The sequence below is a fragment of the Microbacterium sp. K36 genome (genome assembly GCF_004794355.1).
In the GTDB taxonomy this organism is placed as follows: domain Bacteria; phylum Actinomycetota; class Actinomycetes; order Actinomycetales; family Microbacteriaceae; genus Microbacterium; species Microbacterium paraoxydans_D.
Genome location: NZ_SSDN01000095.1, coordinates 108286 through 124246, shown reverse-complemented (window position 1 = coordinate 124246; position 15961 = coordinate 108286). Strand labels below are relative to the sequence as shown.

The 15961-nt window shown below is 70.8% G+C and carries 16 protein-coding genes; 11 read left to right on the top strand and 5 right to left on the bottom strand.

Translation table 11 applies throughout. The features are described 5' to 3' along the window. Positions 1 to 31 precede the first annotated feature (31 nt). The gene (locus DW296_RS13600; RefSeq protein ID WP_136052641.1) at positions 32 to 451 is read right to left on the bottom strand and encodes a hypothetical protein; all 420 of its coding nucleotides are present in this window, start codon (positions 449 to 451) and stop codon (positions 32 to 34) included. Positions 452 to 527: 76 nt separating this feature from the next. Here DW296_RS13600 and DW296_RS13595 point away from each other — a divergent pair, with 76 nt between their 5' ends. From DW296_RS13595 to DW296_RS13585, 3 genes are read left to right on the top strand one after another with little or no spacing between them, the layout of a single operon-like run. Next, positions 528 to 878, top strand: a complete 351-nt coding sequence (locus tag DW296_RS13595; protein WP_136052640.1) for a PLD nuclease N-terminal domain-containing protein — start codon at positions 528 to 530, stop codon at positions 876 to 878. Between the two features lie 14 nt (positions 879 to 892). Further along, entirely contained in the window at positions 893 to 2542 is a 1650-nt protein-coding gene (menD, locus tag DW296_RS13590; RefSeq protein WP_136052669.1) for a 2-succinyl-5-enolpyruvyl-6-hydroxy-3-cyclohexene-1-carboxylic-acid synthase, read from the top strand. A gap of 16 nt (positions 2543 to 2558) precedes the next feature. After that, entirely contained in the window at positions 2559 to 3401 is an 843-nt protein-coding gene (locus DW296_RS13585) for a polyphosphate kinase 2 family protein (protein WP_136052639.1), read from the top strand. Between the two features lie 12 nt (positions 3402 to 3413). Here the strand turns inward: DW296_RS13585 and DW296_RS13580 are convergent, their stop codons facing one another. Then, entirely contained in the window at positions 3414 to 4667 is a 1254-nt protein-coding gene (locus tag DW296_RS13580; protein WP_136052638.1) for an isochorismate synthase, read from the bottom strand. 55 nt (positions 4668 to 4722) lie between these two features. Between DW296_RS13580 and DW296_RS13575 the strand changes: the two genes are divergently transcribed. Genes DW296_RS13575 through DW296_RS13550 form a run of 6 tightly spaced genes read left to right on the top strand, consistent with a single transcriptional unit; the run spans position 4723 to position 10676 of the window. Next, positions 4723 to 5286, top strand: coding sequence for a DUF402 domain-containing protein (locus DW296_RS13575; protein ID WP_136052637.1), 564 nt, complete (start codon positions 4723 to 4725; stop codon positions 5284 to 5286). Then, entirely contained in the window at positions 5283 to 6002 is a 720-nt protein-coding gene (locus DW296_RS13570; RefSeq protein ID WP_101848414.1) for a class I SAM-dependent methyltransferase, read from the top strand. Before DW296_RS13575 ends, DW296_RS13570 begins: the two co-directional genes overlap by 4 nt. A gap of 43 nt (positions 6003 to 6045) precedes the next feature. Further along, positions 6046 to 7107 carry a polyprenyl synthetase family protein gene (locus tag DW296_RS13565; protein WP_060921235.1) on the top strand — a complete coding sequence of 354 codons (1062 nt, stop codon included), beginning with the start codon at positions 6046 to 6048 and terminating at the stop codon, positions 7105 to 7107. Positions 7108 to 7163: 56 nt separating this feature from the next. Beyond that, positions 7164 to 8537, top strand: a complete 1374-nt coding sequence (locus tag DW296_RS13560; protein ID WP_136052636.1) for an FAD-dependent oxidoreductase — start codon at positions 7164 to 7166, stop codon at positions 8535 to 8537. A 60-nt stretch (positions 8538 to 8597) separates the two neighbouring features. Next, positions 8598 to 9629 (top strand): hypothetical protein, encoded by a 1032-nt coding sequence (locus tag DW296_RS13555; protein ID WP_136052635.1) that lies wholly within the window; start codon positions 8598 to 8600, stop codon positions 9627 to 9629. A gap of 36 nt (positions 9630 to 9665) precedes the next feature. Further along, on the top strand, positions 9666 to 10676 hold the full coding sequence (locus DW296_RS13550; RefSeq protein WP_136052634.1) for an alpha/beta hydrolase: 1011 nt from the start codon (positions 9666 to 9668) through the stop codon (positions 10674 to 10676). Here the strand turns inward: DW296_RS13550 and DW296_RS13545 are convergent. From DW296_RS13545 to DW296_RS13530, 3 genes are all read right to left on the bottom strand, one after another. Beyond that, entirely contained in the window at positions 10667 to 11299 is a 633-nt protein-coding gene (locus tag DW296_RS13545) for a GntR family transcriptional regulator (RefSeq protein WP_136052633.1), read from the bottom strand. The genes DW296_RS13550 and DW296_RS13545 overlap by 10 nt on opposite strands. Before the next feature lie 415 nt (positions 11300 to 11714). Continuing rightward, positions 11715 to 12203: a YajQ family cyclic di-GMP-binding protein gene (locus DW296_RS13540; protein ID WP_062765250.1), complete on the bottom strand. Its 489-nt coding sequence runs from the start codon at positions 12201 to 12203 to the stop codon at positions 11715 to 11717. A gap of 216 nt (positions 12204 to 12419) precedes the next feature. Beyond that, positions 12420 to 12839 carry a hypothetical protein gene (locus DW296_RS13530; protein ID WP_136052632.1) on the bottom strand — a complete coding sequence of 140 codons (420 nt, stop codon included), beginning with the start codon at positions 12837 to 12839 and terminating at the stop codon, positions 12420 to 12422. A 233-nt stretch (positions 12840 to 13072) separates the two neighbouring features. Here DW296_RS13530 and DW296_RS13525 point away from each other — a divergent pair, with 233 nt between their 5' ends. Continuing rightward, the gene (locus DW296_RS13525; RefSeq protein ID WP_062765244.1) at positions 13073 to 14284 is read left to right on the top strand and encodes a sugar ABC transporter substrate-binding protein; all 1212 of its coding nucleotides are present in this window, start codon (positions 13073 to 13075) and stop codon (positions 14282 to 14284) included. 72 nt (positions 14285 to 14356) lie between these two features. Then, the gene (gene malF, locus DW296_RS13520) at positions 14357 to 15961 is read left to right on the top strand and encodes a maltose ABC transporter permease MalF (protein WP_136052631.1); all 1605 of its coding nucleotides are present in this window, start codon (positions 14357 to 14359) and stop codon (positions 15959 to 15961) included.

The following is a 15961-nucleotide window of genomic DNA, read 5'->3' as shown; positions in this document are numbered from 1 at the left end:
TGCCGCGGAGGCGGCCGGAGCCGGCGTCGGATCAGGTGCGGGAGATGGAGAGCTGGATGAGCGAGACCGCGGGCAGGAACGGGCGGGGGCCGGCGCGGAAGCGTGCGGTCGTCCGCGGAAGGAGACCGCGGAACCGGAGGCCGCTGCGGGTGCGCAGGAGCCGGAAGAGAAGGACGAGGGCGGCGCAGCAGAGGGCCGCCGCCGCGCACGCCGCCGCGGCGGCCGGATCCGCCGGTGCGGTCTCGGCGACCGGTCCCGCCGCCGAGGTGTCGACCGGCTGCGAGACGCCCGGGGCGAGGCACAGGGTCGCATGCGCATCCGCCGACCCGTGGGAGGCCGACCACGCGCCGACGACGAGGAGGAGCGCGAGGCCGACGGCGATCACGATCCGGCTGTGCAGGATCCGCTCGGCGCGCGCTCGCGGCGTCGGGACGGGGGCGAGGGGCGGCATGTCCCGCGCAGTCTAGCAACGGGGTCTTTGCCGTCCCCCGGGGCCCGTCCGGCCCCGACATGCCTAGACTGGAGGGGTGGCGAGACTACTGATCGTCGGCGGCTTCCTCGCCGCCGTGTTCTGGGTGTACAGCATCGTCGACTGCGCCGTGCAGCCGGCGACGCGGCACCGGGGCGTGCCCAAGGCCGCCTGGGTCGCCATCGTCGTCCTCATCCCCGTCATCGGCGGGATCCTCTGGTTCGTCATCGGCCGTCGCCGGGCGAACGACCAGGGCGTGCCGCGGGTCGTCGCCCCCGACGACGACCCCGCGTTCCTCCGCAGCATCAGCAAGGCGGAGCAGGACGCCCGGATCCGGCGCCTGGAGGAGGAGCTCGCGCGGCTCGACGAGGAGACCGACGAGCCACCCGCCGCGGACCCGCGCCCGTGACGTCGTCGCCGGCGATGGAGGCGGCGGCCTCCCTGTTCGCCGAACTCGTGGCCCACGGCGTCCGTGATGTCGTGCTGTCCCCGGGGTCACGCTCGCAGGCTCTCGCGCTCGCCGCGGCGACCCTCGCCGACGAGGGCGCGCTCCGCGTGCACGTGCGGATCGACGAGCGGGTCGCCGGGTTCACCGCCCTGGGCATCGCCAGGGAGACGAGGGTCCCCGTCGCGGTCGTGTGCACGAGCGGCACGGCCGTCGCGAACCTCCTCCCGGCCACGATGGAAGCCTTTCACTCCGGAGTGCCGCTGCTGCTGCTCACCGCGGATCGGCCTCCCGAGCTGCGGGGGGTCGGCGCGAATCAGGCCACCGTCCAGGACGGCCTCTTCCACCCCTGGGTCCGGGCGCAGATCGACGCGCCCGTCCCCGGAGACGGTGACTGGGACGGACTCGCCGCACGAGTGGTCGCCCTCGCGCTCGGAGCGGTGGAACCCGAGTCCGGGCTTCCCGGCGTGGCCGGGCCCGTGCATCTGAACCTGCCGTCCCGCGAGCCGCTGTCGGGCGCGATGCCCGCGCGCACGCTGTCGCCGGGGGAGGCGCCGCGGCTTCCCGAGCCCGAGGCGTTCCCGCTGGAGCGCGGTCCGCGCACGGTGGTCCTCGCGGGCGCCGATGCGGGTGCCGCGGCGGAGGAGATCGCCCATGCCGGGGGGTGGCCGCTCATCGCGGAGATCGTCAGCGGCGCGCGGTTCGGACGCCAGGTGGTCCATGGGTATCGCCGGCTGCTGTCCCGCGACGACCTCGGCGGGCGCATCGAGCGGGTGGTCGTGCTCGGACGCCCCACGCTCAGCCGCGAGGCCGCGCGCCTGCTGTCCCGCGCCGACGTGGAGGTGATCGCGGTCCGGAAGGGCGGCGAGGAGCTGAACCTGAACCACCGCACCCGTGCCGTCGCGGCTGTCACGGTCGCCGCGGGGGAGACCGACCGGGAGTGGCTCGGCGGGTGGATGCGGGCCGCCGCCGACGAGGCCGTGGATCTCAGCGAGAACGCGCCCGACACCGAAGGACTCTTCTCCACCGACTTCGCCGCCCGCCGCGACGCCGTGCGCGCGGAGCTCGACGCCGTGCGGCGCCCGCTCGACCGCGAGCGCCTCGTCGATGCGGTGTGGCGGGCGACCTGGCCGCATGACCGTCTCGTCTTCGGATCGTCGCGCCTGGTCCGCGTCGCCGACGAGGTGCTCGGCGGCAAGAAGGTCCCCGTGCACGCCAACCGGGGACTCGCCGGGATCGACGGCACGATCGCCACCGCCACGGGCGTCGCCGTCGCGAGCCAGGCCGCCGGGGCGCCGGGCGTGACCCGCGTGCTGCTCGGCGACCTCGCGTTCCTCCACGACGTGGGGGCGCTGCTGTTCCCGGACGACGAGACGGAGCCGCGCCTCCAGGTCATCGTCGGCAACGACGGAGGCGGGACGATCTTCGACGGCCTGGAGGTGGCGGGCACCGCGCCGGCCGCACACCTCGATCGCGTGTTCTACACCCCGCACGGTGTCCGCCTGGAGCACCTCGCGCTCGCCTACGGCTGGGAGTATCAGCGGGTGACCACGCGCACCGCTCTCGACCAGGCGCTGACGACGCCGCGCGGCGGCCGCCAGATCATCGAGGTGCCGCTGCCGCGGTGAATGGCATCATGTGCGTATGAGCGCGCACACCTGGACGCAGAACCTGCGGGTGCGGCCCGGCTTCCGCCTCGCCGAGGTCGATCCCGACGGCAAGCCCGGCTACGACCACGGCAAGTCCCGCGGCACGGCCGACCTCGAGGCCGGTCTCGAGCAGCTCAACGACCTGCAGGAGCGGCTGTTCGCCCAGAGCCGGACGGGCACCGCACAGGATGCGGTGCTGCTCGTCCTGCAGGCGATGGACTCGGCGGGCAAGGGAGGCATCGTCCGACACGTCGTCGGCGGCGTCGATCCGCAGGGCGTCGCGCTCGCCGCGTTCAAGGCGCCGACGGAGGAGGAGCGCCGGCACGACTTCCTGTGGCGCGTCGAGAAGCGGGTTCCGGAGCCCGGGTTCATCGGGGTCTTCGACCGCTCGCACTACGAAGACGTGCTCATCGGACGGGTGCGGCACCTCGCCGATCCCGCGGAGATCGAACGGCGCTATGACGCGATCAACGCGTTCGAGGAGCGCGTCGCGGCCTCCGGCGTCCGCATCGTCAAGGTCATGCTCCACATCTCGCCGGAGGAGCAGAAGGCGCGACTGATGGAGCGCCTGGAACGCCCCGACAAGCACTGGAAGTACAACCCGGGCGACGTCGATGAGCGGATGCTGTGGCCCGAGTACATGGAGGCGTATCAGACCGTCTTCGACCGCACGTCGACGGAGGCCGCCCCCTGGTACGTCGTACCGGCGAATGCGAAGTGGTACGCCCGGCTGGCCGTGCAGGAGCTGCTGCTCGCCGCCCTGGAGGACATCGATCCGCAGTGGCCGGTCGCCGACTTCGACGTCGAGGCCGAGAAGAAGCGTCTCGCCGCGAGCTGACCGCGCCGGGAATCAGGCCAGCGCGTCGACGAGCGGGCGGAACTTCACCCGCGTCTCGAGGAGCTCGCTCTCCGGATCGGATCCGGCGACGATCCCCGCCCCGGCGTACGCGGTGACCGCGATCGCGTCGTCCGTCGTCGCGAACTGCGCGCACCGCAGGGCGATGGCCCACTCGCCGTTGCCGTCGGCGTCGACCCAGCCGACCGGTCCGGCGTAGCGCCCGCGGTCGAACGGCTCGAGCTCCCGGATCGCGGCGATGGCCGTCGGTGTCGGGGTGCCGGCGACGGCGGCGGTCGGATGCAGGGCGCGCACGAGATCGAGGGCCGAGCGGCCGTTCTCCAGCTCGCCTTCCACATCGGTCGCGAGGTGGAAGAGGTTGGGCAGCTTGAGCAGGAAGGGCTGCTCGCTCGCCGCGAGGGCCCTGGTGTACGGGCGGAGGGACGCGAGCACGCTCTGCACGGCGTACTGGTGCTCGTCGAGGTCCTTGGTGCTGGAGGCGAGGTGCGCGGACGCGGCGGTGTCCGCGTCGGCGTCGGCCCCGCGTCCGATCGTCCCGGCGAGCACCCGAGCGGTCACCGTCCGGTCCTGCACCGTGACGAGGGTCTCCGGGCTCGCGCCGATGAGTCCGTCGACCGCGAAGACCCAGGTGTCCGGGTATCCGGTGGCCAGCGCGCGGACGAGTCGCCGCAGGTCGGAGCCCGCGGGGATGGTGCCCTGGAGGTCGCGGGCGAGGACGACCTTGCTGAGCTCGCCGTCCGCGATGCGGGCCAGTGCTCCCCGCACGGCGTCCTGGTAGCCCTGCGGGCTCTGCGCTCCGGGGCCGACAGTGCCCGCCCAGTGCGGTCCGTACTCCGCGGGCTCGACGGCACCCGGCGCACGCTCGTCGTCGGAGCGGCGGATGCGGGTCTCCCAGAAGCGGTCGCCGTGTCGGCCGAGGATCCGCGACGGGATCGTGAGCACGCTGTCGGCGCGCGAGTCCTCGTCGAAGGTGAAGGCCCCGAACGCGACGAGTCCGGTTCCGGGGAGTCGCAGCGGGTCGGAGACCTCGGCCGCCGCCGCGAGGCCCTGCCAGAGTGCCGCGAGGGTCTCGGCGCGGGTGCGCCCCTCCTCGGCCGACGGGCGGAGCTCGGCGAACGGCTCGCCCACCGCCACGATCCCGTCGCCGCGGCGGAACCAGGCGAGCGGGCGGGCGGGGTCCGCGAACGAGAGGAGGTCTTCGACCGGATCGAGCTCTCGGGTCTCCACGACCAGGGGGGTGTGCTGCACGACTCCAGCCTATTCCGCGGGGCGTGCCCGCAGCCCGCGGACGTAGGGTGGGCGGATGAGCGATGCGCGTCCCGCAGCCGGTGCCGAGATGATCTTCCAGTGGCGCAAGTGGGACGGGTCGCCGCACTGGCGTCACGAGTGCGTGTACCTCGGCGCCGATCGCTGGGGCGACTGGGTGGGGCAGCCCGCCGGCTGGCACAGCGCCCGCCCTGGGGCCGAGTTCCACGCCGCCACGCCGAACGTCACCCTCGTCCCGCCGAGCGCCGACTTCGCGCTCACCGTCAATCGCCGGCACCCCCGGGGGATGCGCATCTACATCGACCTCGGATGGGACGTGCGGTGGTCGGACGACCCGCTGCTCGCGACCGGGATCGACATGGACCTCGACGTCGTCCGGGTGGAGGGGGAGCGCGGCACCTGGGTCGACGACCGCGACGAATGGGCGGAGCACAGCGCCCGCTACGGCTACCCGGCCACCGTCATGCGGCATCTGGAGGAGCTGGCGCTCGACCTCGAGACGCGGGTCAGGGAACGCACGGCGCCGTTCGACGACGCCACGGCCGATCCCTGGCTGGACCGGCTCGAAGCGCTGGAGCTCGCGCCTAGACTGGACGCGTGACCGCGAACGACAAGAACCGCGCCGATCTCGGCAAGGACCCCGCCCGCGTCAGCGGCATGTTCGACCAGGTCGCCGCCGGGTACGACCGCACGAACACGGCGATGACGTTCGGCAACGACGCGCTGTGGCGGGCCGCGACCACCCGTGCCGTCGCCCCGAAGCCGGGCGAGCGCATCCTCGACCTCGGAGCGGGAACGGCGTCCTCCTCTGCCTCCCTCGCCCGCAGCGGCGCGCAGGTCGTCGCAGCGGACTTCTCGCCCGGCATGCTCGCCGAGGGCCAGCGCCGCCACGGAGCGATGCGCAACCTCTCCTTCGTGCAGGCGGATGCCACCGCCCTGCCGTTCGCGGACGACGAGTTCGACGCGGTGACGATGTCCTACGCCCTGCGCAACGTGAACGACCCGAAGAAGGCGCTGCGTGAGCTCTACCGGGTGACCAAGCCGGGGGGACGGCTGGTCATCAACGAGTTCTCCACCCCGCCGGGGAAGCTCTTCCGGGGGGCCTACCGGTTTTACAACGCGCAGGTGCTCCCGCGCGTGGCCCGGGTCGCCGGAACGAACGGCGACGCCTACGACTATCTGAACGAGTCGATCCGCGACTGGCCCGACCAGAAGCGGCTGTCCGAATGGATCAGGGAGGCCGGCTGGCAGGACGTCGCCTACCGCAACCTCACCTTCGGCATCGTGGCCCTGCACCGGGCGCGCAAGCCCGCGTGAGCACGGCGCGAACGGCGGCACCCGACGCAGGTAGGCTGGGAGCGTGACTTCGAGCCCCAGCGCCCCGGGTTCGCGACTCGCGAGCCGTCTCGGCTTCAGCGATCGCGTCTTCGTCGGTCCCGCCGCGCGTCGCATCGCCCGCACCATCGAAGACGGACTGGAGCTGGTGGAGACCGGGCTCGCGGACGACGTGCGTGTCGCCGACCCCCTCGCCGACGCCGCCAGCCGCTATCTGTACGAGGCCGGGGGTAAGCGCATCCGCCCCGTACTCACGCTGCTCGCGGCCCAGCTCGGCGACGGGAACACCCGAGAGGTGATCGATGTCGCGAAGGCGCTGGAGATCACCCACCTCGGCTCGCTCTACCACGACGACGTCATGGACGGTGCCGACCGCCGCCGCGGTGTCCCCGCCGCGCAGACGGTGTGGGGCAACAACATCGCCATCCTCACCGGCGACATCCTCTTCTCGCGGGCCAGCCAGCTCATGTCGCGCCTCGGCGAGCGGGCTATCCGGCTCCAGGCCGACACGTTCGAGCGTCTCGTCCTCGGGCAGATGCACGAGACCCTCGGTCCGCAGCCGGACGACGACCCGATCGCGTTCTACATCCAGGTGCTCGCCGACAAGACGGGTTCGCTGATCGCCGCGGCCACCCAGGGCGGCGTGATCTTCTCGAACGCCCCCGCGGAGTATGAGGAGCCGCTGCGCGTCTACGGCGAGAAGATCGGTGTCGCCTTCCAGCTCCTCGACGACGTGATCGACCTGTCGGCCAAGCCCGAGGAGACCGGCAAGGTCCCGGGCACCGACCTCCGCGCGGGCGTCCCGACCATGCCGTACCTCCTGCTCAAGGCGGAGGACGACGACGCCGCGGCCGACCTCGCCGCCCGCATCGATGACGGCGTGGCCCTCATCGCCGACGGTGCCGATCCGGCGATCCTCGACGGACCGCTGGACGAGCTCCGCGACCACGCCGTCACCCAGAAGACCCTCGAGCTCGCCCACGCGTGGACGCAGGAGGCGATCGACGCCCTCACCGCCCTTCCGCGCGGCACCGTGCGCGAAGCGCTCACCCGATTCGCCGAGACCCTCGCCGAGCGCTCCAGCTGACACCGCACGGGCCCCCGGCCCGGGTGTCTGCCGCGACGGCACACGAAAGGACCTCCATGACCAAGCTGAGACTGGCCATCGTCGGCGCCGGCCCCGCGGGCATCTACGCCGCGGACATCCTGTTGAAGGCCGAGCGCAAGTTCGATGTGTCCATCGACCTGTTCGAGCAGCTCCCCGCCCCCTACGGACTCGTTCGGTACGGCGTCGCCCCCGACCATCCCCGCATCAAGGGCATCATCACCGCCCTGCGCGACGTGCTCGACCGCGGCGACATCCGCCTCTTCGGCAACGTCCGCTTCGGTGAGGACATCACGCTCGACGACCTCAAGAAGCACTACAACGCGGTCATCTTCGCCACCGGAGCGATCCGCGACACGTCGCTCGACATCCCCGGCATCGACGCGGTGGGCTCGTACGGCGCCGCCGACTACGTGAGCTGGTTCGACGGCCACCCCGACGTGCCGCGCGAGTGGCCGCTGGACGCCGCATCGGTGGCGGTCCTCGGCAACGGCAACGTCGCCCTCGACGTCTCCCGCATGCTCGCGAAGCACGCGGAGGACCTCCTGGTCACCGAGGTCCCCGAGAACGTGTACGAGGGACTCAAGGCGAGCGCCGTCACGGACGTGCACGTGTTCGGCCGCCGGGGCCCTGCCCAGGTGAAGTTCACGCCGCTGGAGCTCCGCGAGCTGGGGGAACTGCGCGACGTCGACATGGTCGTCTACGACGAGGACTTCGACTACGACGAGGCCTCGAAGGACGCGGTCGCGAGCAACAAGCAGGTCATGGTCATCGACCGCATCCTGCAGTCGTGGCGCAAGCGCGACTCCGTCAACAACGCCGGCGGCACGGCGTCGCGCCGTCTGCACCTGCACTTCTGGGCTCGCCCGGTCGAGGTCCGCACCGACGAGAACGGCCGTGTCGCGGCTCTCGTGTACGAGCGCACCCAGCCGGACGGCCAGGGTGGCGCGGTCGGCACCGGGGAGCTGCGCGAGGTACCAGTGCAGGCGCTGTATCGCGCGATCGGCTACTTCGGCTCGCCGCTGCCCGGCGTCCCCTTCGACAAGAAGCACGGCGTCATCCCGAACCACGAGGGCCAGGTGCTCGCGAAGGACTCCAACGACCGCGTCCCCGGCGTGTATGCGACCGGCTGGATCAAGCGCGGCCCGGTCGGCCTCATCGGCCACACGAAGTCCGATGCCATGGAGACCGTCCGGCACCTCATCAACGACCAGGGCTCGTGGTGGCATCCGGAGGACCCGTCCGAGGAGGCCATCCCGGCGCTGCTCGCCGAGCGTGGCGTGGCCTGGACCGACCTGGACGGCTGGCACCGCCTCGACGAGCACGAGATCAACCTCGGCGCCCCGCAGGAGCGGGCGCGTGTGAAGGTCGTCCCGCGCGACGAGATGGTGCGCGTCTCCCGCGGCGAGTGAGTCGTCTCGGTGCCGGGGCGTGCTCCCGGCGCCGGGTCCGCGCAGCCCTAGGCTGAGGCCATGCGACCTCGTGCACTCCTGGCCCTCGGCGCCGTGGCCGTGCTCCTGCTGTCCGGCTGTGCGCCCGAGCCCGAGGTGAAGCCCACCGGAACTCCGACGGCCGCCGCCACGGTCGCGCCCACTCCCGCGTCGGCGGAAGCGCCCACTCCGGCCTTCGACGTGGACTGCATCGATGTCGCCGAAGCGATGTCGGGCTCCGCCGGCGAGGTCGAGGGTGAGGTGGCGGAGGTGCTGGGTGTGTGGTCGTCGCCGAGCTGGTACCCGGGCCCCGCGCAGCATATGTTCCAGCGGGCGGGCGGCATCGCCTGCTCGGCGGGGACGGTGGAGCACAACTGGGAGGTCACGATCCTCCCCGGGGCCGAGGAGACGATCGCGGGCGCGGAGTCCCGCGGTGGGTACTACGGTGAGGAGTCTCGCTGCGAGAGCGGCGGATACTGCTTCTTCCAGCTGGTCGACGGCGACGTCCTGGTCTCGGCGACCGTCGTGGACCCGGAGAAGGGGCCGGACGACACGGCGACGCTCGAGGAGGCCCTGCGCGGACTCGGCGCGGCAGCCGTGGCGTCGCTGCGGGAGGTGGATGTGCCGGAGAGTGCGGTCGAGGGCGTGGACTGCACGCGGTTCCTCACCGCGACGGAGCTCGCAGAGCAGGTCGACGCCGAGGTGCACGTGATCGACGCGTTCGGCGGGTGGTCCATCCCGGCCGAGGTCTACCAGGAGCGCAACGGTGCGCGGATCTGCTACTACGCCTCCGGGGACGACGAGTACGCCGCGCAGGGGTACATCATGCTCACCACGCTGCCCGGTGGCGCGTGGGCGTTCGACGGGCTCGAGGATGGAAAGGAGATCGCGATCGAGGGCGCGGATGCCGCCCGCACCGGCGTCGACGAACTCCGCCGTCCGGTGCTCGATCTTCGCGTGGGTGCGGATTGGCTGCGTCTCACGACGTTCGACGGGTCGGGGATCGACGACCTCGCGCCGATCGCGGCCACCATCGCGGACGACTTCGCCGTCGCCCGTCCCGGCGGCGAGTGACGCCGTGGGCTAGCCTGGGCGCGAGGGGGAGGACGCATGGCCGAGTGGGTTCCGGATGTTCTCGGCGATGAGTTCGCCCAGCTCACCCTCGACCTCGGCAGCGACGAGCAGGGTCCGGTGGTCGCCACCCTCGTGCGGGCTCTGCCGACTCCGGTCCCGTGGTGGGAGCGCGCTCGGCGCCGTCGCCCGTTGCTCGAGAGCGTGGACGTGCTCTACATCCACGGGTGGTCGGACTATTTCTTCCAGAAGCGGTTGGCCCGATTCTGGACCGCTCGTGGCGCCCGCTTCTTCGCCCTCGACCTGCGCAAGTACGGGCGCAGCCTGCGCGAGGGCCAGACCCCGGGCTACATCACCGACCTGTCCACCTACGACGAGGACATCGCCGCGGCCCTGGACGCGATGGGGCGCGGCGAGGATGGCGAGGAGAGCGGGCGACGCCTGATCCTGTTCGGACACTCCACCGGCGGCCTGACGCTGAGCCTGTGGGCGTCGCGGCATCCCGGTGCGGCCGACGCCCTCATCCTGAACAGCCCCTGGCTCGAGTTCCAGTTCGCTCCCGTGCGCGCCGCGATCGCCCCGATGGTCGAGTTCCAGGCACGGATCCGGCCGCTCGACGTCGCGCCGCAGGTCGACCTCGGCTACTACACCCGGGCGCAGCAGGAGGTGGCCGACCCGGACGACCCGATGGAGGTCAACACCACGTGGCGCCCGGTGCAGACGATGGCCGTGTACGCCGGGTGGCTCAATGCGATCCTCACCGGGCACAAGGCCGTCGCCGCGGGTCTCGACGTCGCGGCGCCGGTCTGCGTGCTCCTGTCGAAGCGGTTCGTGCCCCCGACCCGATGGTCGGACGACCTGACCTCCGCCGACTCCGTGCTCGTCGTCGATGACATCGCCCGCGCGGCCCTGCGGCTGGGGTCCACGGTGACCGTCGAACGGATCGACGGCGCCCTGCACGACGTGTTCCTGTCCCGGCACGACGCCCGGGAGGACGCGTACCGCCGCCTGCACCGCTGGGTCGTCGGCTGGCGCGCCGCTCAGACGTAGTACATCGCGCGCGCGAGACGCTCCGCCTCATCGCCGTCGCCGGTGCGCACCGCCTCGGCGAACTCCGCATAGACCTGTCGCATCCGCTCGCGATCGCCGGGACGCACCACCCACCCGCGCAGGTTCCGGGTCACGGCGACGGCGACGTCGTCGATGAGCATCCGGTGTTGGCGGTTTCCGCTGTGGTCGGCGAGGTAGGCGAAGACGGCCCACCGCGCCCGCGCCGTCGACGCCCCGTCGGTGAGCGATTCCTGCATCCGTGCGATGAGATCCTGCACGCGCTCGCGTTGGACGGCGCTCAATCTGGGCACCGCCATCCGCGCCGTGATGCCGCCCTGGTAGCCGGCGAACTCCAGCGATTCGGCCACCACCTGCGGCGTGACCATCGTCACCTCCGTGTACCGGCTCGGGTACATCGTCACCAGCCCCAGCCGCTCCAAGCGCTGCAGCGCTTCGCGCACCGGCGTCCGTGAGACGTGGAGCTCGTCCGCCACGTCGACGTCCCGGATCCGGTCGCCTTCGGCGAACTCTCCCTCCGTGATCAGCCGCCCGATGTGGTGGAACACCTCATCCGCCAGCAACTGCTTGTTCTCTCCGATGCTCTTCGACTCGATCTGCGCCATGGCCCAGCCCCCGGTGGTTCTTGGTCCGCGACCGACGTCCACTCCCGGGCGATGAGGGGAGCGACGGCCGCAGGATTGCCGTCATGCCTCCTCGGGGGGCCGATCCGCGTGGGGGCGCGCAGCGGGCGGGGAGGCCTGTCATGAACCCGGGACCCGTCGGCGTGCGACGTCGGCAGACCCCAGGCCGACGCGAGCTTCGGGGGGCCCGCGCCGCTCCCTCCCCTGAGCCGGCGTGGCATCCTCGAAGCGCATCCACCGCGGCGATCGGGTGTCGGGCGGGGATGGCGTCGGAGTCGTGACGAGTCACGACCGCTTCCAGTCTCGACGAAGAACACCGATATCTCGGTATGCGTTGACCGGGGAAAAGAAAGGGCTCGGGATGACTCCCGAGCCCTGGCCTCCGACGCGAGTGGCGTCAGCGGTAGTTGATGAACTGCAGATCGATGTCGAGGTCGCTGCCCTTGAGGAGAGCGATCACAGCCTGGAGGTCGTCGCGGCTCTTCGACTGCACGCGCAGCTCGTCGCCCTGGATCTGGCTCTTCACACCCTTGGGGCCCTCGTCGCGGATGATCTTGCCGATCTTCTTCGCGTTCTCGGAGGAGATGCCGTCCTTCAGGCTCGACATGATGCGGAACTCCTTGCCGCTGGCGAAGGGCTCGCCCGAGTCGAGGCTCTTCAGGGAGATGCCGCGCTTGATGAGCTTGGACTGGAACACGTCGAGGACGGCGTTCGCGCGCTCCTCGGTGTTCGCGGTGATGAGGATCTGCTCGCCGCTCCAGGCGATCGAAGCGCCGGTCCCCTTGAAGTCGTAGCGCTGCTCCACCTCTTTGCGCGCCTGGTTGAGGGCGTTCTCGGCCTCCTGGCGATCCACTTTCGAGACGATGTCAAAGGAACTGTCAGCCATGCCTCAACTGTATCCGGGGGTGTGCGGAAAGTCCCGTGGGCGAGCCTCCCCGAGGTGCGCGCCGCCCCGGCGCCTCGACTTCGTCGATGCCGATGTCCCCTGGCCATCGCCGCCTTGCCGCGTCGTGACTGGATCGACCGCGTCATCCGCGATGCGCCGCATCGTGCGGGCGGCGACGTCGCACGCTGACGCTTCCGCCACGGGGCCGGGGGCCCGCTAGCCGCCGCTCGCCGTGTAGACGTTCTCGGATATCCGAGTCATCCCCTCCGGAGCGGGCGCACCGTCGGGGACGACAGTGAACGTGCCCGTCATGCCTCCGACCGAGAAGAGCGCGCCGCCACCGCCGCACCCGAGCACCCAGCTCTCCTCGTCGGCGTACGCCAAGAGGCATGCGGAAGCGTCGTCGCGGGCGCGAGCGAGCCACAGGGATGTCCCTTCGTCTTCGCCGACGAACCGGGCTGTCGCCTGGTCCACGTCGTCCCACGCGTAGCCGGGCAGATCTGCCGGAACCTCGTCCCGCGCCGCGGCTTCCCGATCGAGCACAGCGTATGCGGCTCCCACACCGGTGCATCCGCTGAGCGCGACCGCGGACAGGACGGCGACGGTGGCGGCAGCCGCCCGAACGTGGATCCTCATCCAGCGATGCTCTCGCAGATGAGCCGTACGCGGAACCCGCTGACTCTGCCGCAGCGCCTCCGACGATTCGAACTCCGGCCGATATGGAAGCGTTTTCATGCGTCGTGCCCTGCGCTGGGCCGGTCACGGGTTGATATCAACGCGGTTGCGGATTGTGATCGCCTTTCGAAACGATGCATACTGTAAGCGCTTGCAGTCTTGCAGGCGCTCAGCACTGAGAGAGGCACACACCAATGAAGGTGAACAAGAGGGGCATGGTCGCCGCGGGCGCCATCGCCATCGTTTCGGCTCTGACGCTCGCCGGCTGCTCGACCGGCTCCGGCGGCGACGACTCTTCCTCCGGTGGAGACAGCGGCGGCACGCTGACCGTCTGGGTCGACGCCGAGCGGGTCGACGCGCTGCAGGGCGCGGCGGACGCGTACCAGGAGAAGACCGGTGTCACGGTCAAGCTGGTGGGGAAGTCCGTCGACGACATGAAGGACGACTTCATCCAGCAGGTCCCGACCGGCAAGGGCCCCGACGTGGTCATGGGCGCTCACGACTGGCTCGGCGAGCTCTCGACGAACGGCGTCGTCGCGCCGATCGAGCTCGGTGACAGCTCCGAGGACTACCTCCCCGTCGCGCTCCAGGCGGCGACCTACGAGGGCACCGTCTACATGCTCCCGTACGCGGTCGAGAACATCGCCGTCCTGCGCAACGCCGACCTCGTCCCCGAACCCGCGACGAGCTTCGACGACATGGTCTCTAAAGGCACCTTCGTGGTGGAGCAGGGCGCCGAGGGCAACCCGTACCACCTGTACCCGTTCCAGACCGCGTTCGGCGCTCCGGTCTTCGGCACCGACGACAGCGGCAGCTACGACCCGACCGACCTGCAGCTCGGCAGCGAGGGCGGCTTCGCCTTCGCCGACTGGCTGGGTGCGCAGGGCGCGGCCGGCACGCTGAACACCGACATCGACGGTGAGATCGCCAAGCAGCAGTTCCTCGACGGCACCGCCGCCTTCTGGCTGACCGGCCCGTGGAACGTGGGCGCGGCCACCGAGGCGGGCATCAACGTCGAGATCGACCCGATCCCGAGCCCGACGGGGGAGACGGCCTCGCCGTTCGCCGGCGTCAAGGGCTTCTTCGTGAGCGCCGAGTCGAAGAACAAGGTCGCGGCCAACGACTTCCTCGTCAACTACCTCGGTACGGAGGACGTGCAGCTGGAGCTGTTCAAGGCCGGCAACGTCCTCCCGGCCCTCACGGCTGCCGCCGACACCGCGGCATCCGACCCGATCATCGCCGGCTTCCAGTCCGTCGGCGCCGACGCGGTCCCCATGCCGGCGATCCCCGCCATGGGTGCGGTCTGGCAGTTCTGGGGCGTGGCCGAGGCCGCCATCATCAACGGCGAGGACCCGCAGGCGACGTGGCAGAAGCTCGTCGACGACGTGACCGCCGCGATCGAGTAACGGCCGACAAGATGACGACCCTGCCGGGGTGGGCCGACCAGCCCGCCCCGGCAGGACCATGACGAGGACGACATGACCGACACCGAAGAGCGCACCGCGCCCCCCACTCCTCGGCAGCGCCAGGCGGCGAAGATCGCCGAGGCGGCATCCCGACCGATCGGGTGGATGCTGCTCAAGATCCTGTTGCTGGCGATCGTGGACGCGATCGCCGTCTACGCCGTGTTCGTGCTGCTCGTGCAGCGCGAGTGGCTGGTGCTCGGCCTCGTCGTCGCGGTGACGGTCGTCGTCAACTACATCTACTTCTCCCGCAAGCGCATCGCGGCGAAGTACCTCACGCCCGGGATCATCTTCCTGGTCCTGTTCCAGGTCTTCACGCTCCTCTACACGGGCTACATCGGCTTCACGAACTACGGCACCGGTCACAACGGGAGCAAGGAGCAGGCGATCTCGTCGCTGCTCGCCTCCGCGCAGGAGCGCGTCGAGGACTCTCCGACGTACCCCGTCACGGTTGTCGAGCAGTTCGGCACCTACGGCCTCCTCGCCACGGATCCGGAGGACGGCGATGCGCTCCTCGGCACGGCGGAGCAGCCTCTCGCCGAGGTCGACGCGGAGTTCGACGGCGGCAAGGCCGTCGCCGTGGACGGGTGGACCACTCTTCCGCTCGCCACCGTCTTCACCCTGTCGGAGGAGCTGGAGCAGCTCTCCGTCCCGTTCAGCGACGACCCCAACGACGGCAGCCTCCGAGCGCCCGACGGACAGAACGGCTACCTCTACGTCTCGACGCTGACCTACGACGCCGATGCCGACACGATCACGGACACCGCGACCGGCACCGTCTACAGCGACACCGGCGACGGTGCGTTCACCGCGGAGGACGGCGAGCAGCTGCTGCCCGGCTGGCAGACCACGGTCGGCTTCGACAACTTCGTCCGCGCGGTGACCGACGAGTCCATCCGCGGCCCGCTCATCTCCGTCACCGTCTGGACCTTCGTCTTCGCGCTGGTGTCCGTCGCGACGACCTTCTTCCTCGGCCTGCTGCTCGCGCTCGTCTTCAACAACACGCGGATGCGCTTCCGCAACGGCTACCGGATCATCCTCATCCTCCCGTACGCCTTCCCCGCGTTCCTCTCCGCGCTCGTCTGGGCCGGGATGATGAACGAGAGCTTCGGGTTCATCAACCAGGTGCTGTTCGGCGGTGCGGCCATCCCGTGGCTCACCGACCCGGTGCTGGCGAAGGTGTCCGTGCTGCTGGTGAACCTCTGGCTCGGCTTCCCGTACATGTTCCTCGTCTGCATGGGGGCGCTGCAGGGCATCCCGGAGGACGTCAACGAGGCCGCCGTGATGGACGGCGCGAACCCGTGGCAGGTCTTCCGCCGGATCAAGCTGCCGCTGTTGCTGGTGACCGTGGCGCCGCTGCTGATCTCGTCGTTCGCGTTCAACTTCAACAACTTCAACCTGATCTACATGCTGACCAAGGGCGGCCCGCGCTTCAGCGACGTGTCGATCCCCGTCGGCCACACCGACATCCTCATCTCGATGGTCTACAAGGTGGCCTTCACCGGGCAGACCCGCGACTACGGGCTCGCCTCCGCCTTCACGATCCTGATCTTCGTCGTGGTCGCGACGATCTCGATCATCAGCTTCCGCAAGACCAAGGCCCTCGAGGAGCTGAACTGA

Bases quoted from the DNA above. Each gene is read 5' to 3' on its own strand.
- DW296_RS13600 (WP_136052641.1), bottom strand. From the start codon at position 451: ATGCCGCCCCTCGCCCCCGTCCCGACGCCGCGAGCGCGCGCCGAGCGG.
- menD (WP_136052669.1), top strand. From the start codon at position 893: ATGGAGGCGGCGGCCTCCCTGTTCGCCGAACTCGTGGCCCACGGCGTC.
- DW296_RS13585 (WP_136052639.1), top strand. From the start codon at position 2,559: ATGAGCGCGCACACCTGGACGCAGAACCTGCGGGTGCGGCCCGGCTTC.
- DW296_RS13575 (WP_136052637.1), top strand. From the start codon at position 4,723: ATGAGCGATGCGCGTCCCGCAGCCGGTGCCGAGATGATCTTCCAGTGG.
- DW296_RS13560 (WP_136052636.1), top strand. From the start codon at position 7,164: ATGACCAAGCTGAGACTGGCCATCGTCGGCGCCGGCCCCGCGGGCATC.
- DW296_RS13555 (WP_136052635.1), top strand. From the start codon at position 8,598: ATGCGACCTCGTGCACTCCTGGCCCTCGGCGCCGTGGCCGTGCTCCTG.
- DW296_RS13550 (WP_136052634.1), top strand. From the start codon at position 9,666: ATGGCCGAGTGGGTTCCGGATGTTCTCGGCGATGAGTTCGCCCAGCTC.
- DW296_RS13545 (WP_136052633.1), bottom strand. From the start codon at position 11,299: ATGGCGCAGATCGAGTCGAAGAGCATCGGAGAGAACAAGCAGTTGCTG.
- DW296_RS13540 (WP_062765250.1), bottom strand. From the start codon at position 12,203: ATGGCTGACAGTTCCTTTGACATCGTCTCGAAAGTGGATCGCCAGGAG.
- DW296_RS13530 (WP_136052632.1), bottom strand. From the start codon at position 12,839: ATGAGGATCCACGTTCGGGCGGCTGCCGCCACCGTCGCCGTCCTGTCC.
- DW296_RS13525 (WP_062765244.1), top strand. From the start codon at position 13,073: ATGAAGGTGAACAAGAGGGGCATGGTCGCCGCGGGCGCCATCGCCATC.
- malF (WP_136052631.1), top strand. From the start codon at position 14,357: ATGACCGACACCGAAGAGCGCACCGCGCCCCCCACTCCTCGGCAGCGC.